This is a genomic window from Streptomyces curacoi, from assembly GCF_001513975.1.
Lineage (GTDB): Bacteria > Actinomycetota > Actinomycetes > Streptomycetales > Streptomycetaceae > Streptomyces > Streptomyces curacoi.
In genome coordinates, this window is sequence record NZ_KQ947989.1 from 331842 (window position 1) to 356521 (window position 24680).

Sequence of the window (24680 nt, forward strand, 5' to 3'; positions counted from 1 at the left end):
CACATGCCCACAAGGCCGTTGTCGGCGATCCGGGTGAGCCGGTGTGTTATGCATAAGGCGTGACCACTTCGCGCCCGTCGGCAGGGCCCGCCCGCAGCCCGCAGCTCAAGTCCGTCAGCCTCCGGGAGCAGGCACGGGAGGCGGTGCGGACCCAGATCGTGCTGGGTCAGATCGAGCCGGGACAGGTGGAGAGCGTCATCAACGTGGCCGCGGCGCTCGGCGTGTCCGTCACGCCCGTCCGCGAGGCGATCATGGACCTCGCCAATCTCGGCATGGTCGAGATCATCCGCAATCGCGGTTTCCGGGTCCCGGTACTCACCGACCACGACCTGGACGAGATCTTCCGTATCCGCACGATGCTCGAAGCCCCGGCCATGGCCGATGTGGTCGAGGCCCTGAACGGGGCATCCGTGCCGCAGTTCCGGCAGCTCGCCGAGCAGATCACCGACGCCGCACGCGAAGGTGACCTCGCCTCCTTCCTCGACCTGGACCGGCAGTTCCACCTCGGCCTGCTCGAACTGCTGGGCAACCGCCGCCTCGTGACGATGGTCGGCCAGCTGCGCGACCAGGCCCGGATGCAGGGCCTGCAGAAACTGGCGGACCAGGGCGAGCTGACCCAGTCGGGCGAGGAGCACATCGCCATCGTCGACGCGATCGAGTCGGGGGACGGCGAACTGGCCGCCGAGCTCATGCGCAAGCACCTCGCCCACAGCCGTGGCATCTGGGCCGGCCGGGCGGAGAGCGACGCCGGCGACTCCTGAGCCGGGCGGCGCCGGGGCGCAAAGCCTCCGCCGGGGGTCTTGACAGAGGGCAAACATCCAGCCAATCCTCTGCGTGGCGACAGTAAGGCATTACACATCACACCGCAGACGAGAACAACGGAAGCGCACTCTCCCCACTAGTGAGGTATTACACCTCAGATCTGCCGCGCTGTGCGGGCGGCCCCGCCCAGGTCGCCGACGAACCCCAAGGAGGACCTGTGAGCAGTTCCCTCATCGACGACGCCCGGTTCCGGCCGTTCCACAGAAAGATGTTCGCGCTCACCGCCGGGGGGCAGTTCCTCGACGGCTATCTGCTCAGCATCGTGGGCGTGGTCGTCCTCGGAATGAGCGAGGACCTCGGCATGTCGGCGGGCCAGGAGGGCCTGATCGGCGCCTCGGCGCTGGTCGGCCTGTTCGTCGGCGGACTGGTCTTCGGGCGGGTGACGGACCGCATCGGCCGTCAGTTGCTCTTCACCCTGCACTTCGTGGTGATCGCCGCGGCCTCGATCGTGTCCATGTTCGTGAGCGACCCGACGCTGATGGTCGTCCTGCGCTTCGTCATCGGCATCGCACTCGGCGCCGACTACGCCATCGGCAGCGCCCTGCTGTCCGAGTGGCTGCCGACCGCCCAGCGGGGCCGGGTCATGGGGATGCTCATCATGGCGTGGTTCGTGGGGGCCACGGCCGCGTACGGGGTCGGCTACGCGCTCATCAGCACCGTGGACTCCGGGGCGTGGCGCTGGGCCCTGGGCAGCGCGGCGATCCCGGCCGTCGTGTTCATCATCGCGCGCATCGGGACCCCGGAGTCGCCCCGCTGGCTCGTCAGCCGGGGTCGGGTGGCGGAGGCGCGGGCCGTACTGACCCGCGTCTACGGCGAGGAAGCCACCGTGGAGGCGGTCGAATCCCTGGTCGACGACGAGCGGGCGCACGGCCTGGGCTTCACCGAGGTCTTCCGGGGCGAGTACCTCAAGCGCACGGCCTTCGTCGGGCTGTTCTGGCTCCTGCAGATCGTTCCGCTCTTCGCGATCTACACCTTCGGCCCGACGATCCTGAGCGCGTTCGGGATGTCCGGCAGCAGCGACTCGATCATCGGATCGGCGCTGATCAGCATGCTGTTCCTGATCGGGTGCGTCCCCGCGCTGCGGCTCATCGACACCCTGGGCCGGCGCCCGCTCATCGTCTGGTCGTTCGCCCTGATGGTCGTCCCGCTCGCCGTGCTGGGTCTGGCGCCGACGGCACCCGTCGCCGTGGTTCTCGTCTGCTTCTGCGCCTACGCCCTGTTCTCCGGCGGCCCGAGCATCCTGGAGTTCATCTACCCGACGGAACTCTTCCCGACGGAGGTGCGCGCGACCGCGGTCGGAGTCGGTACGGCGGTCAGCCGCATCGGAGCCGCCATCGGGACGTATCTGCTGCCCGTCGGACTGGACCGTATCGGTGTCGGCCCCACCATGCTGATCATGGCCGGAGTCACCCTGCTGGGATTCGTGGTCTGCGTGACCATGGCCCCCGAGACCCGTGGCCGCCGGCTGGCGGAGGCCAGCAGCGTCAGCGCGGCCGGGCCGACGCCCGTTGACCGGCCCGCCCGTGTCATCAGCCGGTGAACCCGGACGACACGGCCACCGCTGCTCGTCGCCGGCCCGGTGCAGGCTGACCCACGAGCGCCTGGCCGAGCCCGGGGAGCTGCCCCGACTGGCTCCTACGGCTCGGCCAGGCGGCGGGCGCCTTCGCCGACGCGGAAGCGCCCGCGACAGCGCCACCGCCGGCACCGCTGTCCAGGGAAACTCCGCGGTGCGGTCAGGGCTTTCGCTCCGGCAGGCGGGCCCGGACCTCCCAGCCGACATCGGTGCGCGGCCCCACGTGCAGTTCACCGCCCAGGGCGGTCACCCGTTCCCTCAGTCCGACCAGGCCGAAGCCACCACCGCGGGCGGCGTCCGGGAGTTGGGCGCCGCCGCGGCCGTCGTCCGTGACCGACACCTCCAGCCGGTCTCCGTCCTGCCGTAGACCGACGGTGATCTCCGTGGCGTCGGCCGCGTGTCGCCGTACGTTGGTCAGCGCCTCCTGCACGACGCGGAAGGCGGCGGCCTGCACCTCGTGCGGCAGATCGTCGGAGACGGTCGGGGCGCGGCGCAGCGTGACCTTGTGGTGCGGGCCTGCGAAGCCGGCCACCAGATCCTCGATGCCGGCCAGGTCGCCCACCGGGCGGCGTTCGGCGGGCTCCCCCTCGCCCGTCTCGCGCAGTACGCCGACCGTGCGCCGCATCGACGCCAGCGCCTGAGTCGCCGCGCGTTCGATGCCCGCCAGCACCGGGTCCAGCTCGTCCGGCCGGGAGGCCGCCATCATGCGGGCCATCTGGGTCTGCACGAGAATTCCGGTGACATGGTGGGCGACGAAGTCGTGCAGGTCGGCGGCGATGGCCAGCCGTTCGGCACGGCGCGTCTCACCGACCGCGACGGTCCGGCGGTAGTCCATCGAGCGCAGGTAGCCGGCGAGCCCGCCGACGAGGCCGATCAGGACGAGCCCGACCAGCAGGAGCGCCAGGGTCTCCTCTCCTCCCGGCCCGAAGGCGCGCACGGGGAGGGTGAGCAGGGCTCCGGCGGCCAGGAACGCGCACACCGGGGCCCAGCGCGGCGGGGCGTGCCGTACCGCGACGAACAGCAGGCACAGCAGGACGATCGCCTTCCCCGGGCCGAACGGTGCCCTCCCGTGGGTCAGCAGCGCGCCGGCACAGTACAGGAGCGTGCACAGCGCGGGCACGGTGGTACGGACCCGCGCGGTGAGCCACCGCGGACGCCGCCGGGCCGGCCACAGTACGGCGGCGAGCCCGGCGGCCAGGACCACGGCGACCGGTGCGATGCCGGAGCCCATACTGTCCGCGTACGCCAGGTCGATCATGGACGCCGCGAGCAGTGCACCGAGGCCGAAGCCCCGGATGCAGCCCTGAGGGGAAGCGGATCTCATGATGGTCACCGTATGTCCGACCGTGGGGGGCGTGATCGGCCGAACGGCCGAGGGCGGCCGCAGCGAGGGCCGCGGGCTCTGGCCGAATGGCCGAGGCGCGCGCCCGCGCCCCCGGGCGAGAGTGGAGCCACTTCCTCAGTTCGATCACCGACAGGACCCTGACCCGGTCCCAGGAGTACGAGATGCAGCGCGGTTTCCTCATCGGTGCCGTCGGCGGCGTGACCGCCGTGGCCGCCGCGGTCGGCCTCGTCACCTGGCTCCTCGCCGCCAACGACGTGCAGCACACCACGATCGACCCGGTCTCCCGCGAGTTGTACGTCAAGGTGGACGGTCACCCGGCGGTCGCGAAGACCATCCTGGAGTCCCGTATCGAGGGTTGGTACCACCCGCTTCCATGGGTCGGGCAGGCCATCCACGACGTGTCCTGCCCGGTCCATCTGAAGGCCGTGGTCGGTACGACCGAGACGTGCACCGCGCGCAGCGACGGCGAGCGGATCTCCATCCCGGTCCAGGTGATCAAGGTCGAGGGAGACCCCGCGAAACCGCGGGTCACCTGGAAGTTCGAGCGCTGACACCCACCCGGGAGCACCCCCAGTCATGAGCACCGTCCTGGCCGGACACGGCCTCGTCAAGAAGTACGGCTCCACCACCGCCCTGGCCGGCGTCGACGTGGAGGTCCGCGAGCGCGACTCGCTGGCGATCATGGGCCCGTCGGGGTCCGGAAAGTCCACCCTGCTGCACACCCTCGCCGGGATCATCCGGCCCGACGGCGGCCGGGTGCTGCTGCGCGGCGCCCGCATCGACGACCTCGGCGAGAACAAGCTGAGCGCGCTGCGCCGCAAACGGTTCGGGTTCGTCTTCCAGTTCGGCCAGCTGCTGCCGGAGCTGCCCGCCGAGGAGAACGTCGCCCTGCCGCTGATGCTGGAGGGCACCCCGCGCAGGCAGGCCGTCGAACGCGCCCGCCGCTGGTTCGCCCCGCTCGGTCTGGACGGGCTCGAAGGCCGCCGCCCCGGACAGCTCTCCGGCGGCCAGGCCCAGCGGGTCGCCATCGCCCGCGCGCTGGTGATCGAGCCGGACGTGGTCTTCGCCGACGAACCCACCGGCGCCCTGGACCAGAACACCAGCACCGAGGTCGTCCGGCTCCTCACCTCCGTGACCCGCGAGCAGGGCGCCGCCCTGGTCATGGTCACCCATGACGCCGACGTCGCCGCCCACTGCGACCGCGTCCTCCAGGTCCGCGACGGCCGGATCAGCAGCCACCACCAGTACACGGTCGCCTGACCCCGACCGCACCCGACCGGAGACCTCGATGCGTTCCCCCGTCCTGCCCCTCACCTGGCACCTCGCCAGGTCATCCGGCCGCCGCGGGCTGCAGAGCCGGCTGCTCGCCGCCTCGGCCGCCGCCGTCGGCGCCTTCGTGATGCTGGTGATGATCGCCGCCTGCCTGGGCTCCGGCGCCCGCGCCGACCGAACCGCCTGGCGCGTCCCCGACGCGGTGCCCGGCAGGTCGGCGACCGCGGTGCAGGCCACCACCACGACGTACGTGCGCCACCAGCCGGTCACCGTCGTCAACCTCGCCCAGCGCCCGGACCGGGAGCCGACCCCGGCGCCGCCCGGCCTGAGCGCGTTCCCGAAGCGGGGCGAGGTGTACGTCTCCCCCGCCCTGGCCGAACTGCTGCACAGGCTCCCCGCGAACCAACTGGCCGACCGTTTCCCCGAGGTGAAGTCGTACGGCACGGTCGGCGCCGCCGGTCTCGCCTCCCCCGACGAACTGGTCGCCGTCATCGGACGCGCCCCCGGCGACCCCGCGGTCTCCGAGTCCGCCGCTGGCGGCAGCTGGTACGACGAGGGCCAGACCGCCCGCGCCGGGATCACCGGGTTCTCCGGCTCCAAGCCGAGCATGTTCACCGGCAGCGACCAGCAGACGGCGCTGCTCGGGGCGGTGCTGCTGGTGGTGCCCGTCGTCGTGCTGGCCGCCGCGGCCGGGCGGCTGGGAGCGGCCCGGCGTGAACAGCGGCTCGCCGCCCTGCGGCTGGCGGGAGCCACCCCACGCCAGATCCTGGCGATGACCGCGGCCGAGGCGGCGGGCGTGGGCGCCGCCGGTGCCCTCGCGGGCGCGCTGGCCTATGTGGCGCTGCTGCCCGCCCTGGCCCGGATCCCCTACGGCGTCGGTTCCTGGTACACCGGCGAACTGTGGGTCGGTGTGCCGTGGCTCGCGGCGGTGGTGCTGGGCGTCACCGTCCTCCTCACCGTCAGCGCGGTGACGATGCTGCGTCAGGTGGCCACGTCGCCGCTGGGGGTGGCCCAGCAGGCCGATCCGCGCCGCACCCGCATGATCCGGCTCGTGCTGTTCGCCGCGGCTCTCGGTTACATCTTCCTGACCGCACAGGACCACATGACAAACCGTCAGATGATCGTGCTCCTGGTGCTCTTCTACGCCGCGTTCTGGCTGTTCGGCCCGTGGGTCGTGGACCGGCTGGGCCGGATCGCCGGCCGGTTCGCCCGCCGTCCGGCGACCCTGCTGGCGGCCCGTCGGCTCACCGACGACCCGCGCGGCGCCTGGCGCACCGTCAGCGGACTCGTCCTCGCGGGCTTCGTCGCCGGGTTCTTCTCGGTCAGCCGGCTGGACATCGGCTTCACCGAGCACCCCGACCAGGTCGCGGTCCTCACCGACGGCGGCGCCGACGCCCGGCACACGGCCGCCGAGACCCGTACGCTGCTGGACCGGGCCGGCGTCAAGGCGACCGTCAGCACCGTGGGCGAGGACGACTTCGAGGACAGCGTGCTGCTCGGCGACACCGGCGTGGTCGCCCGCGTGTCCGGCGGCCCCGAGCAGATCGACGCCGCCACCACCGCCCTGACGGCCGTGGGGAAGGGCCGCTTCCCGGTCTCCCAGGACTACGTGTCCGCCTCCGACGACACCGTCACCGACCGCATCGCCACGGTCAGCACCGCCACACTGATCCTGAGTTTCCTCGTCGCCACCGCCTCCGCGGGACTGACCGCCGCGGCGAACGTCCTCGACCGGCGCCGCGTCTACGGCCTGCTGCGGCTGTCCGGCACCCCCCTGCGGGTGCTGGACCGGGCACGGGTCCGCGAGACGGTCCTGCCCCTGGTCGTCCTGGCCGGCGGCACCACCGCGATGGGCGTCTTCGGCGCCTACCAGCTCAACAAGGCGGCCGGCGCCACCGTCAACAGCTCCGGCGCGTTCCAGCTCGCCGTCTGTGTCACCATCGGCGCGCTGGCGATACTCGCCGCGATCGGCGGCAGCAGGCCACTGCTGCGCAGGGTGACGGCCAACCCGACCCAGACCGCGGACTGACGGTCCGGCACCCACCGGTCGGCCCGCCACTGCCACGGCGGGCCGGCCCGCCCTTTCCTCATTCCGCCGCGAACACGTCGACCCCGCCTAGCACTTGCCGTCCGACACCTGCAGACCCTTGCCGGCGCCTGCCGTCCGGCTCACGATGGCCGGCACGCAACTGGCCGCGTCCAGGCTGTGGGAGTAAGGGATGCCGACCGTGGTGTTGGACTTCGGGTCGGGTCCGGCCGGGTGGTTCTCGCTGCCGGGGCTGGACCAGGTCACGTTGTCGAAGATGTTCCCGCCGACCTGCCAGTACCCGGCGGCATCGGTGTAGAAGGTGCCGAGGACGTCCTTGGAGTCCTCGAAGTAGTTGTTGTCCACCCTGGCGCGCGCTCCGGCCCGGGAGTTGATGCCGGACTCGTTCAGGCGCACGTAGTGGTTGTTGTACATGTGGGCGATGCCGCCACGCAGCAGCGGGGCGCGGGAGTCGATGTTCTCGTAGCGGTTGTGGTGGTACGTGATGAAGCTGTTCGAGCGGTCGCTCTCGCTGTTGCCGACGAGGCCACCGCGGCCGGAGTTGCGCAGAACGCTGTACGAGAGGGTCACGTACTGGGTGTTGTCCTTCAGGTCGAAGAGGCCGTCGAACCCCTCCGGCTCCCCACCCGACGCCTCCAGGGTGGTGTGATCGACCCAGACGTTGCGGACGTTGCGCTCCATGCCGATGGCGTCACCGCCGTTGGACGTGGGAGAGCCCGACTTCTTGACGTTCCGGACGGTCACGTTCTGGATGATGACGTTCCTGGCTTCGCGGAGGTGGATGCCCACCTGGTCGAAGACGGCGCCGCCGCCGACCCCGACGATCGTGACGTTGCTGACCTTCTTGAGCTCGATCACGCCGTCGGCGGTGTCGCAGCCGGCACCCGACACCTTCTTGGTGTTGGCGTGGTTGACGGTCCCCTCGACCTCGATGGTGAGCGGCGTACTCGTGCTCGCCCGGCCGCACAGCGCCGCGTGGATCGCGGTCCCGGTGGTGGCCCGCACCTTCTGCCCGCCCGCGCCGCCGGTGGTCCCGCCGTTCTGGGTCGCGTAGCCGGTGACGCCGCCGGTCGCCGCCGACGCCTCGGACATCGGCAGTGCCGCGCCGGTCACGGCGGCAAGGCCCGTCACGGCCAGCGCCGCGCAGAGTCGCAGTGCGACTGATCGCCTCATCTCGTCTCCCCATTCGCCTTCGTATGCCGGGTGTTGACCTGCCGGCCGGTTCGGTGGCGGGCAGGTGACGGCGACGATGCGGCTGGTTCGAGAGCATGAACGGCCCGGTTGGCCGGATGTCGCACCGCAGCCGGAGAAAGCGCTTTCGAGGAACGTAAATGCTTGCCGCGAACACGTCAACAGCTAGATGCTCGATCAGTGGTCACACACCTGAACGCCGGTGAAGGGAACGGGACTTCGCGGTCTTCAGCGCGGGGCTGCGGATGCTGACGGCTTCGGCACACCTCCGCGACGTCAGCGGAACAGGCCGATGTGCTCGCGGACCCAGTCGTCGTAGGTACGCAAGTGCCTGCCGATGATGTCCTGCACGGATGGCCGTTGACCCCCTCGGCGCGGATGGTGTCAGGCCAGTCCGACCCTGTCGCCGGGTAAGTCCCCTCGATGACGGCACCCATGACGGCCGACGGCCGGATGTGCGTCCAAGGGATGCCCGCGCGTTCCACCGCCTTCTCGATCGCCAGCCAGAATCACGTGTCGGGCGGACAGGCCTCCTCGTACTCCGGCCCGTGAGACGACAGAAGGACGATCTTCCTGACGGCCGCGCCCCGCGCCACGGCGCACTCCAGCGGGCGGGTGATGGAGCCTTCGACGACCTTCACCCGCGCCGGCCGACGATCCCGGTGGGGCAGGTGCCCTCGCCCCTGCGCGGGCTGACCACGGTCAGCAGGTGTACGCCGAGGGTCTGCGCGGGCGTCAGGCGGCGCGAAAGGCAAGGACGGTGTTGTGACCGCCGAAGCCGAGGGAGTGGCTGAGCGCCAGGTGGATGTCTTGGTGTCGCGGTTTGTCCGTGACCAGGTCGATGCCGTCCGTGCCGTCGTCGAAGGCTGTGAAGTTGGCGGTGGGCGGGACCGCGCCATGCGCGACCGAGAGCACGGTGAGCGCCGCCTCGACGGCCCCGGCCGCGCCCATGGTGTGGCCGAGGACGCCCTTCGCCGAGGTCACCGAGGGGGGCTGGCGGCCGTACAGGCGGCGGATCACCGCGGCTTCCACACGGTCGTTGAGCGGCGTGCTGGTGCCGTGCGCGTTGATGTGGTCCACCTCGTCCGGCGCGGCACCGGCTTGCGCCAGCGCTGCCCGGACGGCTCGTTCGAGGCCGGTGCCGTCGGGGTCGGGGGCGACCGGATGGTGTGCGTCGGTGGTCGTCGCGTGCCCGGTGAGCAGGGCCAGCGGACGGGCCTGGCGTGCTCTGGCGTCCGCCTCGCGTTCCAGCACCAGCACCGCGGAGCCTTCGGCGAGAACGAAGCCGTCCCGGTCCCGGTCGAACGGCCGTGAGGCGCGGACGGGATCGTGCGTACGCCGGGACAGGGCGCCCATCTTGGCGAAGGCTGCCGAGCACAGCGGTGTCACCATGGCGTCGCTCCCGCCCGCCAGGGCGATGTCGCAGTGCCCGGCGGCGAGCAGCAGGCCGGCGGTGATGACGGCGCTCGCGCCCGAGGCGCACGCGGTGGAAGTGTGCAGGGCGGGGCCCTTGACGCCGAGTTCCAGCGCCGCGTGTCCGGCGGCCATGTTGGGCAGGTAGGCGGGCAGGGTGTGGGGGGAGATTCGGTCCGGTCCGGTGGCGAGCAGTCGGCGGTGCTGGTCCTCCAGTGTGCCGATCCCCCCTGCGGCCGAGCCGATCACCAGGGCCGTGCGCTCGGGCTGCCAGGCGCCGTTGTCGCCGTCGGCACCGGCATGGCCGGCACTGTTGAGGCCGGCGCTGTCGAGGGCTTCGCGGGCGGCTGCCAGCAGCAGTTGGGTGGCGCGGTCGAACCGCCATGGTTGGCGCAGCCGGGCGTGGGTGTGCGGGTCGAAATCCGGCACGCGGCAGGCGATCGGGACCGGGAGTCCGGCCAGTTCGGGGGCGTCGGCGGCGGTGGAGCGCCCTGCGCACACTCCCTCCCAGGTGGACGCCGTGCCGGTGCCGGACGGGGTGACCAGGCCGACTCCGGTGACCGCGACCGTGACCGCGACGGCGGGCGGGGGCGTTGCGGCCACTACGCCGTACCTCCCTGGCCGGCGGAGTCGGCGCGCAGCCGGTGGACCGTGTCCCTCACCTGTTGCACGGTCAGCCCGATGTTGGCCTCGGAGTCGTCGAGGGGAACCTGCCACTGCTCCTGCAGGGTCACGTACAGCTCCACGGCGGCCAACGAGTCGAGGCCCAGGTCTTCCAGCGTCGCCGCGGGCCGGATGTCCTCGGGCGCCACCTCGAACTTCCCCTGGAGCACGGTCACGAGGTGCTGGTCGACGGGATCGGCGGAGTGGACGAGTGTTTCGGAAGCCATGATGCGTTGCTCCTTCGGGAGTTGTCGGTCTCGGGTTCGGGTGGGGTGATGCGGGGTTCGGAAACGGGCCAGGTCAGGGCTGTCGATCCCCAGGTCAGCCCACCGCCGAAGGCGGTGAGCAGGGTGCGTGCCCCTGGTTCGGTGCCGTTGCGGGCCGATCCGTCCGCCAGTACCAGCGGGATGGACGCGGCGGCCGTGTTCCCCAGCTCGCTGAGGTTGCCGAGTCGGCGCTCCGGCGGGATGCCGAGCCGGTCGGCGACGGCGTCCAGGATGCGCTGGTTCGCCTGGTGGGCGACGAACGCGCGGACGCTGTCGGCGGGCCAGCCGAGCTGGTCCAGGACGGCCCGGCTGGAGGCGGTCATCCGGCGTACGGCATGGGCGTAGACCTCGCGGCCGCGCATCCGGAAACGATGGTCGCAGCGCGCGTCGTGATCGGCCGGCCAAGGGGCGCGGGAGCCGCCGCCCGGCACGGTGATCAGGTCGCGTCCCGCGCCGTCCGCTCCGAGGTCGGCGGCGAGCACGGCGCCGGGCTCGTCCGGGCCGCCGCGGCGCAGCAGTACGGCACCTGCCCCGTCACCGAAGATGGGGGCGGTCTCCCGGTCCGCGGGGTCGAGGATGCTGGAGAAGGCATCGGCGCCGATCACCAGTGGCGCCGAGCAGACCCCGCCGCGCACGAGTGCGGTGGCGACGGTGAGTCCGTAGACGAATCCCGAGCAGACCGCGGCGAGGTCGAACGCGGGAACGCCGTTGAGCCCGAGCCGGTGAGCGACCTCGGGTGCGCTCGCCGGGCAGGGATGGTCGGGGGTGGTGGTGGCCAGCAGGACGAGATCCGGGCGTGGCGTGCTGCCGGGTGCCGCGGCCGCGGAGCGCAGCGCCGCGCGGGCCGCCGCGGTGGCGAGGGCGCCGGTGCCGGTTCCGGGAGTGGTGCGTCGGCGGCGGGCGATGCCGGTGCGGGTGCGTAGCCACTCGTCCGTGGTGTTCAGCGCGCCGGCGGCGATCACGTCGTCGTTCGCCAGGACGCGCGCCGGCAGGCAGCCGCCTGTCCCGGCGACCACGGCCGTGGTGCCGGTACCGGGCGCGCCGAAGGTGACAGGAGACATGGCAGCGGTCCTCCGGGGATGCGGGGTGCGGGAGTGGGGGCGGGCGCGAGGATGCGGAGTGCGTGGTGACGGCGGTCAGGCCGCGAACGGCGAGGGCGGCTTGGGGATCCCCGCGAGGCCGCCGTCCGGGACGGCGAGGCCGCCGTCGACCACGAGGGCGTGCCCGGTGACGAAGGAGGATGCCGGGGAGGCGAGGAACAGCGCCGCGGTGGCCACCTCCGCCGGCTCCGCCCAGCGGCCCATGGGGACGTGCGCCATCAGCCAGTCGGAGACCGCCGCCGTGCCGTACGCGAAGGACGTCATGTCGGTGCGCGTCCAGCCGGGGCACAGGGCGTTGACGCGGATGCCCTGTCGGGCCCAGCCGGCCGCGAGACTGCGGGCGAGCGAGACCTGGGCGGCCTTCGACGCCGCGTAGGACTCCATCAGCGGGGTGCCGACCAGTCCGGCGATGGACGACATCAGCACCACGCTCGCCTGCTGCGACTCCGTCAGGTACGGGTGGGTGGCGCGGCAGAGCGCCGCGGTGGCGTTGACGTTCACCGAGATGACGTCGTCCCAGGCCTGCTGCGGCAGTTGCTGGAGCGGCAGCAGCGCGGGGGTGCCGTCCTCGGTGACGGGCAGCACGCCCGCGTTGTGCACCAGCACGTCGAGCCCGCCGAGCGCCGAGGAGGCGGCGTCGGCGACCCGCTGAGCGGACCCGGACTGCGCCAGGTCGGCGGGCACGAGCACGGCCTTGCGACCGTGTGCCTCCACGGCGCGCGCCGTCTCCTCCAGAGCGGCCTCGGTGCGGGCGGAAAGAGCCAGGTCCGCGCCCGCCTCGGCGAGGGCTTCGGCGACGGCGCGGCCGATGCCCCGGGAGGCCCCGGTGACGAGGGCTCGCGCACCGGTGAGGTGGAAGGAGTCGAGGACGCTTACGGGGTGGGGTGTGTTCATGAGGTGGGCGGCCTTTCGTCGTCGGTGTCCGTTGGGGTGGGGGCGGTGTCGATGCCGACGGCGCGGGCGCCGCTCCAGTGCAGCAGGGCCGTGCCCCAGGTCATCCCGGCGCCGAAGACGGTGAGGAGGACCCGGTCGCCGCGGTGCAGCAGGTTGCGGGCGGCGGCCGTGGCCAGCGCGTACGGGGCGCTGGCGGCGCCGATGTTGCCGACCCTGTCGCCGATGACCACGAGGCGGTCCGCGGGCACGCCCACGTGCGCGGTGAGCCGGCGCAGAGCGGCGGGGTTGGGTTGATGGCACGCCAGGCAGGCGATGTCCTCGACGGTCAGGCCGTTGCGGTCGAGCGCGTCCGCGACGATGCGCGGGAAGATCTCGTCCATGAAGTGGCTCACGGCTCGCCCGTCCATCCGGATCCGGTGAGCGCCGCCGCGCAGGGTCCCTGTGTCGGCGGGCATGCGGCTGCCGCCCGCCGGGATGAGCACGTAGTCGGCGCGGGTGCCGTCGGAGCCGAGGGCGAAGTCCGTGAAGCCGTAGGAGTCGGGCACCGGGCCGAGGACGGTGGCGGCCGCGCCGTCGGCGAACAGGACGGAGGTGGCCCGGTCCGTGGGGTCGAGGAACTTGGAGTACGCCTCCACGCCCACCACGGCCGCGTAGCCGGGCCGCTCGGATCCGGCCAGCCAGTCGTGCGCGACCTTGGTGCCGAACAGCCAGCCGGAGCAGGCCGCGCTCACGTCCAGCGCGACGGCCCGTTGCGCGCCGAGCGCCGCCTGGATGCGGCAGGCGGTGGCGGGGCCCAGTTCGTCGGGGGTGGAAGTGGCGCAGATGAGCAGGGAGAGGTCGCCGGGCTCGATCCCGGCCGCCTCGGTGGCGGCGCGCACCGCGGCCGTGGCCAGGTCGGAGGCGGCCTGGCCGGGTGCGGCGACGTGCCGGGCGTGCACGCCCGTGCGCTCGCTGATCCACTCGGGGCTCACCCCGGCGGCACGGGCGACCTCGCTGTTGCCGCGAACCCGCGGCGGGAGGTATCCGCCGAGGCCGACAACGCCGATACGGGGGCCGGATGCGCCGGTCGGGTGGGTGCTCATGCCGGGTCGCCTCCCGTCCGCCAGCTCAGTGCCCCGGCGAGCGCCTGGTGGTAGTCGGGCTCGCCGAGCGGAGCGGCCACCACCTCCTGGGGGTGGCCGAACGCCTCCTCCAGCAGCGGCAGTCGGGGCAGCAGCGCGTCACAGAGCCGGTCGGCGGCCTCCGGCAGCCGGGCGACCTGATCCCGGTCGAGCACGCCACAGGCCAGGAGTGAACCTGCCCGGCGCCGCGCCGCCAGCACCCCGTGCAGGGCGGCCAGCGGCTCCAGCGTGGCCCGCAGCTCCGGGTCCCGTACGCCGGTCGGCACGCGGGCGGTGTCCTCGGCCGCCAGCCGCTCCGCGTATGCCTCGCCGAGTTCTCCCGCCCGGCCCAGCAGCGGGTTCCAGCGGTCGAAGTCGCTGCCTGCCGCGCCCTCCTGACGCTCCTTTAGTTCCCTGATCTCCTTGAGCTCCTTCAGCTCATGGGCCAGCGCGCGCTCGCGGGCCCGGCACACCGCGGCCCACCAGTCGGCGCCGCCGGCCTCACCGGGGAGCTCTGCGGTCGCGGGGAGCTCTGCGGTCGCGGGGTGCTCTACGGTCGCGGGGTGCTCTACGTCCGCCTGATGTTCCTCGGCGGCCAGGGCGCGGCCCAGGTCGAACAGGATCAGCTTGCAGTCACCGCCGGCGGCCTCGAAGGCGCGGAAGAAACCGTGGTAGCCCGGCAACCGGTTCACATCGAGGTGCCCGGAGAAGCCGCAGTGGTCCTGGCAGTCGCCGACGACGCGAGCGGCCGTACGGACGGCGTAAGCCTTGTAGGCGGCGAGCGGGCGGCTGACGGCCGCCCAGGGGCCGAAGGACATCGCGTCACCTGCCGCCGCGGAGTCGCCCAACGCGCCTTGCGCCTCCTCGCGCATCGAGGCGGCCCACAACTCCCGTGCCTGCCCGGCCGCGCAGGTCAGCGCGAAGGCGTCGGCGAACGCGCCGAGCACGGCGTGCTGTTGAGTGCGGTATTCGAGCAGCGGCACGCCGGGTGCCAGGCGCGCCTGGGTGGGGCGGTGCCGGGCGTAGCGCAGGGCCAGGAGCGCGGACTGGCGGCTGACGGCCGCGGCGGCGGAGGGCAGGGTTCCCCACAGGCTCTGGCCGACGCACAGGGTGCGCTGCAACCGGCGCTGCGGGGTGCCCAGCGGGTCGTGGAAGGTGCCGTACTCATCGATCCTCGCCGAGTCGCTCAGCCAGCGCTCGGCGGGCAACCGGAGCCGGTGGAAGCGCACTTGGGCGTGGTCGAGCGGGAGCGTGCCGGTCTTCAGCGCGGAGGACATCTCCACGCCGGGCAGCGGCGCGCCGCGCTCGTCCGTCAGGTCGACGGCGAAGGCGAACACCCCGCAGTCGGTGCCGCGCACCGTCAGGCGGGCCAGGACGACGGCGATCTGGGCGCCGCCGGACGGGCCCGTGCTGCCGAACTTCGCGGCACCCGGGTCCGGGGTGTGGAGCACGAAGTCCCCGGTCCGCGGATCCCAGGCGGCTTCGGTACGGGTGGCCAGGTGGCTGTTGGCCGAGCCGACCTCGGTGATCAGGTAGCAGCCCTTCACGCGACCGGTCTCCAACGCCTCGAAGACGTTCTTGAGCCGGTCGGGATCCGGGCCGAGCATCACCAGCGAACCGAGGCACAGCTGGTAGTGGATGAGCGCGGCCATGCTGAGCGCCGGGTCGGCGACCGCCGCCCACGCCTGCAGGGCGGCGAGCTTCGCCGGCTCCCGGTACAGATCGCGGGCGGGCGGGAGCAGACGGGCCATCCGCCGCAGACGCCGGACCGGCGCCGCGGCCGAACCCTCCTCGGGTTCGCCGGCCGGGACGAGCGCGACGCGCAGTTCCTCCAGGAAGGCCCGATCGCACGGCCCGTTGATGATGCGGTCGAGTTCCGATCGGGCGGAGGGCGCGCTGCGCCGCCGCGCTTGGGACACATTCATGCAATGACTCCGGATGACTTGATGCCGTCGGGTTCCGGTACGGCTCACCAGGGGAAGGCCTCATCGGCCAGCGGTGCGTACGCCGGGGGCGCCTCGCGCCCCAGTACGGCGCGGACGCTGCGGGTAAGCGAGCTGCCGGTCCCGGTCTCGTAGAGGGCCGCCGGGCGACGGGCGGCGACTTGGCGCACGACCTGCGGGATGTGGGCGGGGCGGATCAGGCAGTCGGCCAGCCGCAGCGCGAGGTCGTCGTCGGCCCGGTAGGCGCGCCCGGCCACGGCGGAATGGACCACGCGGCGCGCCTCGCGCCGCGGATAGCGGCGCACAGCTGCGGCGAAACGATCTGCCTGCGCACTCAAGCCCGGATGATGGGCCGCGTACGGCAGCGGCAGCCGCACCGCCCGCACCCCCGCAGCGGCGGCCGCCTCCTCGACTGCCGCCAACTGCGACAGCGGACCGCTGACCACGGCCTCGGCGTCGTTGTTGACGCAGGCCACCACCGCCCCGCCACCCGCGGCACGGGTCAGTGCCCGCGCCGCCTGCTCCCCGCAGGCGAGCAGCGTCAGCCCGCCGGGGCAGACGAACTGCACCACGGCCAGGTCATGCGCGATCCGGGCGCCGTCGGCAAGGCCGTAGACGCCCGCGGCGGTGAGCGCGGGGATCTCCCCGAAGCTCACCCCCAGCACCGCGCGGGGTTCACCGTGTTCGAGCTCCAGCGCCCGATGCGCCGTCAGGCACGCCCCGTACATGAACAGGTGCGGCAGACCGGTGCCGGCGCGCGCCAGGTCACGGCCACGCGGTGGCTCCGGGCCGAGGAGCCAGGGCCCCAGCGGTCGCAGCCCCCGCTCCACCGCCACGGTGTCGACTGCGGCGAAGACCTCGTCCGCGGCAGCCCGCACACTCTTGTGCGCCGTGACCGCGCGCAGCAGCGGCGCCACCGGAAAGTCCCCCTGGCCGGGGAAGAGATGGACCACCCCCTGCTCTTCACCGGGGCGCTCGTCCCGGTTTCCTTGCCTGTGCGCCGGTTCTTTCTTCATGCATGCCCGACTGCCCTGCCAACGGCAGATGTGTGGCGCGCCGCGAGGCCGTACGTGTTGAAACTATGCGGCGGTTCAACTTCCGTATCGGCTACCGCAGTACCTCCGGCGTCTGCCGGATGCGGCGCATCAGCTGCCGAACGACAGCGGAACGGCGATAGGGCACCAGTTCGTGTGTCAGCCGCTTCAGCGCGTTGCGCGCCTGCTCGGAATGGAGCGCGACGGCAAGGTCCACGGCGGCGCCGGCCGCGGAGCAGCTCTCCTCCAGTTCTCCGGCCGCCAGCAGGGTGCCTGCCATCTGGCAGTGCGTCAGCATCCGGCCCCGGCAGTCGCTGTCCGCGCGCAGGTCCAGCGATGTGCGCCAGGCGCGGAGCGCGCCCTCCAGGTCACCGAGAGCACGCAGCGTCTGCCCCTGCTGGTAGACCAGCGCCGCCCGCGGATAGCTGTCGAACGGCCCGGACCGCGCGTCCTCGGAACCGGGCAGTGCCGCCCGCTCCAGAGCGCGCTCCGCCGCGTTCAGGGCGGTCAGCGCGTCACGGCGGCTGCCGGCCGCGGCATGCGCGACCCCGCTCTGGGCCAGCACGAACGCCCGTGTGTGCCAAGGCGCCCCGGCGAGGCCGACCGCCTCCGCTCCCTGCGCCGCCCGGACCGCCGCCCCCACATGGCCGAGCAGGCACGCACGTTCGCTCATTCCGCGCAGCGCCAGTGCCCAGGTCACCGGGTCAGGGGCAGCGGCGGCGAGGCTCATCGCGTGCTCCAGACACAGCTGCGCCGCGCCGTTGCGCCCGGCATCGCCGCTCATCCGTGCCGCCAGATAGGCGAGCCGGGCGGCGCCGCACAGCACCGCGCTGTGCCTGTCCCGGGAAGGACGGGAGGGGTACAGCTTCGTCACGTCATGGCCCACGTAGGCAAGCAGCGCCCGGCGGGCGTGGACTCCGCCGAAGGAGTCGATCGACGCCGCGAAAAACCGTTCCACCGCTTGCAGTTCCCGCAGTTGGAACGGCGGTGCCGGCTCGGCGGGATCGGCTGCGCCCACACCGTCCGGACGGGCGTGCGGCCAGCCCGGGACCGCGACGGAAGCAACGCGGAACGGACGTTCCTCACCGCGCCCGGACAGCATCATCAGGGAGTCCTGGGCGAGACGTTCCAGCGCCACGGCCGGGTGGGCGACGGCACTTTGCGGATCCGGCACCGGCAGACGCTCGGGCGGAAAGCCCGCCTCCTCAGCGCCGACCGGCCGCCCCAGCCGACGGGCGAGCGCCTCGACGACGAACAGCCGCGCCGCCTGCCGCGGGATCGCGCCCGCAAGCCAGTGGCCCACCGTGGTGCGGTCGTAGTAGAGGGCGACGCCCGCCTCCGCCCCGACCGCCTTCACCGCCCGCGCAAGGGCCTCCTGCGTCCAGCCGGCCTCGGAGAGCAAAGCCCGCAGGCGGGTGTTCGGCCGAGACCGACGCTGGTCCGACGCAACCACTGCCCCCTCCTGCTGCTTGCCGCCGACACTAGGGTCCATGCCGCTGTCACATGCATGCAGCGGCGCACGGCGGCACGCCGAGGGCGCACACGGAACCACAAACGGAAGGCGCTGATTCGCTACGTCATGAAGCGTCGGGCGCGGTTGCTCCGTAGCGCGGTTGCTCCGTAGCGCGGTTGCTCCGTAGCGCGGTGTGCTCCGGGGCCCGGTTTGCTCCGTACGGAGGAAATCGCCGTGCCCGCCCGCCGCGTACGGCCATGGCCGGGGGACAAGCCCAGCATGAACGATCCCCTCGACCACGTCATCGCCGAAGCCACACGCGCGGCGCTCGGACGCACCGCGACCAGCCGCCCCCAGTCCCCAGCGGAGGCGAACGGTCACCAGCCGCAAACACCGCCCCGGCGAGCAGACGTCACCTGCTCCGAACCGCTCTCCTGAGCCGACACGTCTTCACAGGCGGCCGGCTCAACCTGTTTTCGGCTGCGGATCCACTGCTACAGCGGGGGTGTCCTCCCCCCCAACCGCGCTCGACTGACAGCCGGCATCTGTCGGGATCGTCGCCTGCGCTGACGTACAGCGCCGTCAGCATGGGCACGGCGTGTGCGAGTGCTTGGTGCGGCAACGGGCCTGTGGCGACAAGCGAGGCGAGTCCGTGGCCGATGGTCCAGCTCTGTGTCGCGAGTTCCAGCGGGTCGACGTCGTCACGGAAGCGGCCGGCTGCATTGGCCCGCTCGACGGCATGGACGAGACAGTGCAGAGCTTGGTGGCCAGGCGGGTGAAGCCTTCCTGTCGCAGCGCCTTCCACAGGCCGTCCATGCCGCCGAAGTATCCCGAGAAAATGCCCCTGCTCGGTGAGGGGGTGAACCGGGCAGCCGCCAAGCTGGGCATCGACCCGGTCAAACCGATCACCCTGCTGGGCGTGGCGGCCCTGGCGGAACCGGACCTCCTTGTCGAGGTCGAAGCCACCGCCGTCATCGAATAGTCGCATCTGTGCGCCCGGAGCCAGTTCACAACCGGCCGCGGGCGCACCGGCCGCCGGTGCACCGGCGGCCGGTCATGCACACCGCTGCTCAGCCCTGACCGGGAGTCAGCCGCCACACCGTGAGGTCGAATGCGAAGGCGGTGGAGCAGGACAGCGGAACCTTCTCACCGAGCACGTCCACCGTGGCCACCGTCCGGAGTTGCGTGTTCGTGCCCTTGGTGATCACGTAATGTCCCGCCGGGTCCTCGATGACCTCGTGCACGGGCTTCGGCCGTCCCGCGGCCGTGTAGGTGCCGCTGATGACGGCGTTGCCCACCGGCTCGGCCGTATCGTCCAGCTTCCTGACCGGGATGTCGGCCGCGATCGTCCCGTTGGTGAACAGCGTGGTGTCCTGCGGCCCGTAACCGCCGCCGTACTCCCCGTCCGGCGTCTCGACCGACAGGCTGGTGTGCGAGCCGAACGCGGAGTTCTGGTAGAGGTCCACCGCGACGGTGACGCCTTCGGCCTGCCCGGTGCAGGACAGGGCGTGGCCCTTCTCGATCGTCTTGACCGGCTTGGCTCCGCTCTCGGCCGGTGGAGCCGCCCGAGCGGCTCCACCGGCGGTGACGACCATCCCGACACCGAAGAGGCAGGCCAGCGCGCCTCGTGTCATGTTTCTCAACTCGGTTTCCCCCCTGGGCCCATGTGTGCGTTTACGCGTGTTGCGGGATCTGAGACACGCCAGATACGCGTTCGGTTGTACCGAACGGAAAAAGACCAGGACCGCGCAAGGCTGAACGGGACGGCTCGGCGAAAGGGGGCGCGCGAGGACCGCGAGTTACTGGCCGCTCCGTGGGCTGTAGGGCTGGAGGAGCTGGTCGACGGGTGCGTAGTCGTCGGTGAGCGGTTGGGCATCGCCCGTCCAGGAGGTGAGGTCGTCACCGGTGGTGATCTTCCAGCCGGTTTGCCGGGCGTCCAGCGCCTCCTGGACCGCGCGTAGGTCGACCGGTCGGTTGGAGGCGAGCACCACCAGATTGCCGCCCTCGGGGGTGGCGGTCGGGCCGAGGCCGATATCGGTGGGTTCGCCGATGAGTGCGACGTGCTCGAAGGTCTCGCCGAGGGTGGCCACTTCGGCACGCGCGAAGGCCAGTTCACCGTGATCGATGAGGTTGGCAACGTACAGGCCGTCCTCGTCGAGCACCCGCCGTAGGTCGGTCATCGCCTCCACCGTGGTGAGGTGCCATGGCACGCTGACGCCCCCGAAGGCGTCGCCGACGACGAGGTCACGGCTGCCGGCGTCCAGTCGTCGCAGGCCGAGCCTGCCGTCCTCGGCGCGTACGTCGATCCCGGCTTCCGGAATCAGCCCGAGCTGGTCGTGGTTGATGCGCACGACCCCGCTGTCGATCTCGGACACAAGGCTGCGCGTCCCGGGCCGCGTGGCCGCGAGGTAACGGGGAAAGGTGAGCCCGCCGCCGCCCAGGTGGTAGGCGGCAAGTGGCTCACCTTCGGGAAAGGCGGAATCGACCACCGACGCGATGGCGCGTACGTACTCGAACTCCAGGAAGGTCGGGTCGTCGAGGTCGACGTAGGAGTGCCGCAAGCCGTCCAGAACGAGGGTGCGGCCGCTGCCCCGGTCGGGATCCGCGACGACCCGGGCGCAGTGGTACTTGGTCTCCGTGTCGCAGCCACCGGGCGCGACGACGGCGGCGAGGCCGCCGGCAATGACCACGAGTGTCAGGGCAGGGGTGCCGCTCCACCCGCGCGTTCGCCATTCGACCACCGCCGAGCCGGCCACCAGCAGTGTGCCGAGGCCGATCAGTATGCCGCTGACCGGCAACCGCGACACGAGGACGAAGCCGGTGAGGACGGTCCCGACGATGGCGCCGACGGTGCCGACGCCGGACAGCCGGCCGACAACCGTTCCGGTCTCGGCGAGGCTGGTGAGACGCAACTTGGTCACGATCGGCGTCACCGCGGAGAGCAGCGCGCCCGGCACGAGGATGGTCAGCGACGCGATCACCAAGAGCACCGCTGGTGCCCACTCCGCAGTGGTGCGCAGCACGGCAGGGGTGAGCGCCACGACCGCTCCCGACACCCCGAGCGCGGGGCCGATGAGCCGGCGTGGATCGACCTGGTCGGCGATGCGCCCACCCAGCCAGGAGCCGACGGCGATCGCGGTGAGGGCGATACCGATCACCATGGTGCTGGTCTCCAGGGTGAGGCCGAGGTAGGGAGCCAGCAGCCGCAAAGCGACGATCTCGACCACCAGGACTGCGGCCGAAGATCCGAACACAAGCACGGCAGCGGCGCGGGAGCCCAGGCCGGAGTTGCGAGGCGTGCCCTCGGCACCGGGCGGGGAAGACGATCCGGTCACGGGCGACATCCTTGCACGCGACTCATCGAGGCGGGGTCAGTCGGTTCGAGATGAGCGACGCATAAACCGCACGCATGAAGACACCCACCCGCTGTGGCCACAGTGCCTGAAAAACAGAGGGGGAAATCCTCCCGCGCCTTCCTTGCCTTTACCTTTCACTTTCGTCGGGTGGTGTGCACTGCGACCCCGGAGGTGCGGTTGCCTGCCCGCGCATATGCGTCGGCAAGGAGGCCCGGTGGAACAGCGTCGGAGAAAGTTTTCCTCGGCAGCGGCGGAAAGCCGCACCCGGGCAGTCATTGTCTGCGCCCTGGCCACGCTGGCTGTGGTGGTGCGGGCCTGGAACCTGGCGGGTCACCCGTTCCCCAATGACGACGAGGGCACATACCTGGCCCAGGCGTGGGCGGTCCGTACCGGGCTGGGGCTGTCGCACTACACGTACTGGTACGACCATCCCCCCTTGGGATGGATGCAGTTGGGAGCCTTGTCCTGGCTGCCGGAACTGATGGCGCCGGAGCGGACCGCGCTGGTGCAGGGGCGGATGGCCATGCTCCCGGTGGCCGCCGTGACGTCGGTGCTGCTGTACCTCGTCGCGCGGCGTCTGGGGGCGGGTGTGGTGGCCGCGGCGGCGGTGGTCGGCCTCAACGCCGTTTCCCCGCTGGCCATCGCGTTGCAGCGCCAGGTGTACCTGGACAGCTTCGCCGTCATGTGGTTCTTGGCTTCCCTGGCGTTGGCGCTCTCACCGAAACGGAATCTGTGGGCGCACTGCGCGTGCGGGGTGTCCTTCGCCGTGGCGGTGCTGTCGAAGGAGACCATCGCCGTCCTGCTGCCCGCGTTGGTGTGGGCCCTGTGGCAGGGAAGCGACCGCAGGACGCGGGGTTTCTCGCTCGCGGCGTTCACCGCGGGTGCCGCGGTCCTGCTCGGTTACCCGTTGTACTCGCTGCTGAAGGGGGAGTTGTTTCCCGGCGGCTGCCACTCGGCACTGGTCGGCGCGCTCGTGTGGCAGATCGGTTCGCGCGGCGGGTCGGGGTCCGTGTTCCAGCCGGGCACGGTCGCGAACACGCTGGTCATGCAGTGGCTGCGGGCCGATCCCGTCCTGGTGATCGGCGGCATCGTCGCGGGATTCGCCGCCCTGGCGCTGCGGGGTGTGCGGCCCTTGGGGACAGCGGTCGCGTTTCTGGTCCTGGTCGTGTGCCGGCCGGGTGGCTACCTGCCCAAGATGTACGCCGTGCAGGTCGTGCCGTTCCTCGCGCTGGCCCTGGTCATCGTGGTGGAGCGGGCGGTGCGGGCCGGCCGGGCCCGGTACGGCGTCCAGGGGCCCGTACGGCGCACGGTGGCGGCGGTCGCGGTGGCGCTGATGGCGGCGGTACTGGCTTTCGGACGGTGGCCGCAGTTCCGTGAGGTCCAGCGAGCCGACCTCAACGCCGGCTACCGGGCCGCGGGCGAGTGGCTGAACGGTCCGGCGGTACCCGACAAGCGGCGGGCCCGCCTGGTCACAGACGATGTCCTGTGGCTGGACGCCGTGCGGGCCGGTTTCACTCCCGGGGCCGGTGTCATCTGGCACTACAAGCTGGACAAGGACCCCGCCATCGTGGCGTCGATGCCGCACGGATGGCGCGACATCGACTTCGTGCTGGTCACCCCGACGATGCGTGAGGCGCAGGCGGAGTTGCCCACTCTCAAGGCGTTGCTGCGACACGGCGAACCGGTCGGCGACTTCGCCTACGGACAGATTCAGGCACTACGTGTCACTGGAAGGTCCGCTGAAGGCGCGTCCACCGCCCCTTCGGTCGCCCGGCCGCTTTTGCCGTGCCTGCGCGAGGCCGACGACATCTGGCCGTACGAGTAAGACGTCCGGCAAACAACAGCCTCCGCATTTTCATCGCAGTGGACAAAGGCGTCGCCTTTCCTCTTTGGAACGGCGCAGGGCAGGACATCCTCGCATTGCCAATGGAATAGCCCGGAAATCGGGCTTCGCACCGTGGAGGCGAAACGAATGGGCATCATTCGTACTTCAGGCAAGTGGACTGCCGTCCGGCCGAGTCCCAACGGCATCACCGGCGTGGGAACGGAACACGTCGAGTGGGGCGACCCCACCGAAAGCCGCAAGAGCGGGTACCGGTTCACCGGGGGCGAGACCCAGGCCCTGCTGAACGGGACCGAGTTCACGCTGGCCACGTTCACCCACGAGAACTTCCCGATCAATTCGGGGAACATGCGTGAGTGGGACGTGGAACTCCAGGTCAACGTGGCCTTCGAGGACGGCAAGACGAAGGACTTCACGTTCACCTTCCACCACAACGAGACCGACAACTCCGGTGCCCACCCCGAGGACATCGTCTCGCTCCCGGAGTTCATCTCGCCGGAGACGGTGACGGTGGACGGTCAGCCGTACAAGGTCATGCTGAGCGGCTTCAAGCGTGGTGGGCAGATCGTCCGGCAGTTCGACAGCCCGGAGAACGGCTCCAACCGGGCCGACATCGTCGCCGTGTTCGCCAAGCCGGGCAAGCCGGATGTCGCGATCACCCGCGTCGAGGCCGAGGGAACGGTGCCGGGCACCCAGGCCGACGAGTACGTCGAGGTCTTCAACCGCGGCACCGAGGCCGCCGACATGTCGGGGTGGACGCTGCGGGCGAGGAATTCCGGCAAGCAGTTCACCTTCCCCGCGGGCACGGCGCTGAAGCCGGGCTCCCGCTACCGGGTCCACACCAACGAGCGTCATCCCGAGACGGGCGGCTTCTCCTTCGGCAGCAGCGAGCCGGTCTGGGACGACGTCGCCGATGTCGCCGTCCTCAGCGACGACAAGGGCAAGCAGGTGTCCCGGTTCCGCTACGGGCAGGTCATCACGCCCGAGCCGGCGGAGGAGATGGAAGGCGCCGGTGAGGCGCACCCGCGGGTGGTCGTCAAGAACAACGACAAGCAGGCCCTGGGCCGGCAGAAGGTCGTGATCTCCCTCCCGGAGAACGGCCCGATCCGTTTCCACGCGGGCCAGAACACGCTCGCGCTGTGGAACGTCCGCCACAACCGCGAGGACAAGTTCACCGGTGCGGTGTCCGCGGACGGGCGCACGCTGACCGTGGACGTCGACCTGGACATCCCCCTCGGCCGCACCCAGCCGATGTGGGTGCAGGTCAGCGTCGACCCCGGCGCCCCGAGCGGGTCCTACACGATCCACTGGGAGCTCGGTGAACTCGGCTCGGCCAACAGCACGCTCAGGGTGAAGTGAGCCGAC

At 71.7% G+C, this 24680-nt stretch carries 19 protein-coding genes and 1 pseudogene; 8 read left to right on the forward strand and 12 right to left on the reverse strand.

The features are described from left to right. Positions 1-59: 59 nt before the first annotated feature. Both AQI70_RS21680 and AQI70_RS21685 read left to right on the forward strand, forming a co-directional pair. Positions 60-761: a GntR family transcriptional regulator gene (locus AQI70_RS21680; protein WP_062152605.1), complete on the forward strand. Its 702-nt coding sequence runs from the start codon at positions 60-62 to the stop codon at positions 759-761. Positions 762-979: 218 nt separating this feature from the next. After that, complete coding sequence (locus AQI70_RS21685) at positions 980-2362, forward strand: MFS transporter (RefSeq protein WP_062152607.1); 1383 nt, start codon at positions 980-982, stop codon at positions 2360-2362. A gap of 193 nt (positions 2363-2555) precedes the next feature. Here the strand turns inward: AQI70_RS21685 and AQI70_RS21690 are convergent, their stop codons facing one another. Beyond that, positions 2556-3719 (reverse strand): sensor histidine kinase, encoded by a 1164-nt coding sequence (locus AQI70_RS21690; protein WP_062153091.1) that lies wholly within the window; start codon positions 3717-3719, stop codon positions 2556-2558. 86 nt (positions 3720-3805) lie between these two features. Between AQI70_RS21690 and AQI70_RS21695 the strand changes: the two genes are divergently transcribed. Genes AQI70_RS21695 through AQI70_RS21705 form a run of 3 tightly spaced genes read left to right on the forward strand, consistent with a single transcriptional unit; the run spans position 3806 to position 7041 of the window. Beyond that, positions 3806-4291 (forward strand): DUF4333 domain-containing protein, encoded by a 486-nt coding sequence (locus AQI70_RS21695; protein WP_062152609.1) that lies wholly within the window; start codon positions 3806-3808, stop codon positions 4289-4291. Between the two features lie 25 nt (positions 4292-4316). Continuing rightward, positions 4317-5000, forward strand: coding sequence for an ABC transporter ATP-binding protein (locus AQI70_RS21700; protein ID WP_062152611.1), 684 nt, complete (start codon positions 4317-4319; stop codon positions 4998-5000). Between the two features lie 28 nt (positions 5001-5028). After that, positions 5029-7041 carry an FtsX-like permease family protein gene (locus AQI70_RS21705; RefSeq protein WP_062152613.1) on the forward strand — a complete coding sequence of 671 codons (2013 nt, stop codon included), beginning with the start codon at positions 5029-5031 and terminating at the stop codon, positions 7039-7041. Between the two features lie 90 nt (positions 7042-7131). On the opposite strand, the pseudogene AQI70_RS21710 reads toward AQI70_RS21705, so the two are convergent. From AQI70_RS21710 to AQI70_RS21750, 9 genes and pseudogenes are all read right to left on the reverse strand, one after another. After that, a pseudogene (locus tag AQI70_RS21710) lies at positions 7132-8232 on the reverse strand (pectate lyase family protein); the annotation flags it as partial. Positions 8233-8985: 753 nt separating this feature from the next. Then, positions 8986-10266 carry a beta-ketoacyl-[acyl-carrier-protein] synthase family protein gene (locus AQI70_RS21715; protein WP_062152617.1) on the reverse strand — a complete coding sequence of 427 codons (1281 nt, stop codon included), beginning with the start codon at positions 10264-10266 and terminating at the stop codon, positions 8986-8988. Beyond that, positions 10266-10553: an acyl carrier protein gene (locus AQI70_RS21720; protein WP_062152618.1), complete on the reverse strand. Its 288-nt coding sequence runs from the start codon at positions 10551-10553 to the stop codon at positions 10266-10268. The genes AQI70_RS21715 and AQI70_RS21720 overlap by 1 nt, the downstream gene beginning before the upstream one ends. Then, entirely contained in the window at positions 10499-11653 is a 1155-nt protein-coding gene (locus AQI70_RS21725; protein ID WP_062152620.1) for a beta-ketoacyl-ACP synthase 3, read from the reverse strand. Before AQI70_RS21725 ends, AQI70_RS21720 begins: the two co-directional genes overlap by 55 nt. 75 nt (positions 11654-11728) lie before the next feature. Then, positions 11729-12586 carry an SDR family NAD(P)-dependent oxidoreductase gene (locus tag AQI70_RS21730; RefSeq protein WP_062152623.1) on the reverse strand — a complete coding sequence of 286 codons (858 nt, stop codon included), beginning with the start codon at positions 12584-12586 and terminating at the stop codon, positions 11729-11731. Continuing rightward, complete coding sequence (locus AQI70_RS21735) at positions 12583-13668, reverse strand: 3-oxoacyl-ACP synthase III family protein (RefSeq protein ID WP_062152625.1); 1086 nt, start codon at positions 13666-13668, stop codon at positions 12583-12585. The genes AQI70_RS21730 and AQI70_RS21735 overlap by 4 nt, the downstream gene beginning before the upstream one ends. After that, positions 13665-15611, reverse strand: coding sequence for an acyl-CoA dehydrogenase family protein (locus AQI70_RS21740; protein ID WP_079051407.1), 1947 nt, complete (start codon positions 15609-15611; stop codon positions 13665-13667). Before AQI70_RS21740 ends, AQI70_RS21735 begins: the two co-directional genes overlap by 4 nt. Positions 15612-15655: 44 nt before the next feature. Continuing rightward, a complete protein-coding gene (locus AQI70_RS21745; RefSeq protein ID WP_062152627.1) occupies positions 15656-16582 on the reverse strand; it encodes an acyltransferase domain-containing protein in 927 nt (308 codons plus the stop codon). A gap of 154 nt (positions 16583-16736) precedes the next feature. Beyond that, complete coding sequence (locus AQI70_RS21750) at positions 16737-18155, reverse strand: NsdA family TPR-like regulatory protein (RefSeq protein WP_482255590.1); 1419 nt, start codon at positions 18153-18155, stop codon at positions 16737-16739. A 613-nt stretch (positions 18156-18768) separates the two neighbouring features. Here AQI70_RS21750 and AQI70_RS40275 point away from each other — a divergent pair. Then, positions 18769-19098 (forward strand): hypothetical protein, encoded by a 330-nt coding sequence (locus AQI70_RS40275; RefSeq protein WP_244181767.1) that lies wholly within the window; start codon positions 18769-18771, stop codon positions 19096-19098. Positions 19099-19186: 88 nt separating this feature from the next. Here the strand turns inward: AQI70_RS40275 and AQI70_RS21760 are convergent, their stop codons facing one another. Together AQI70_RS21760 and AQI70_RS21765 are read right to left on the reverse strand one after the other, a co-directional pair. Next, positions 19187-19750, reverse strand: a complete 564-nt coding sequence (locus AQI70_RS21760) for a hypothetical protein (protein ID WP_062152630.1) — start codon at positions 19748-19750, stop codon at positions 19187-19189. 165 nt (positions 19751-19915) lie between these two features. Then, positions 19916-21460: a fused MFS/spermidine synthase gene (locus AQI70_RS21765; RefSeq protein ID WP_062152632.1), complete on the reverse strand. Its 1545-nt coding sequence runs from the start codon at positions 21458-21460 to the stop codon at positions 19916-19918. Between the two features lie 316 nt (positions 21461-21776). Here AQI70_RS21765 and AQI70_RS21770 point away from each other — a divergent pair, with 316 nt between their 5' ends. Next, entirely contained in the window at positions 21777-23297 is a 1521-nt protein-coding gene (locus tag AQI70_RS21770) for a glycosyltransferase family 39 protein (RefSeq protein WP_159042691.1), read from the forward strand. A gap of 147 nt (positions 23298-23444) precedes the next feature. Further along, positions 23445-24674, forward strand: a complete 1230-nt coding sequence (locus AQI70_RS36855; RefSeq protein WP_063801608.1) for a lamin tail domain-containing protein — start codon at positions 23445-23447, stop codon at positions 24672-24674. Positions 24675-24680 lie beyond the last annotated feature (6 nt).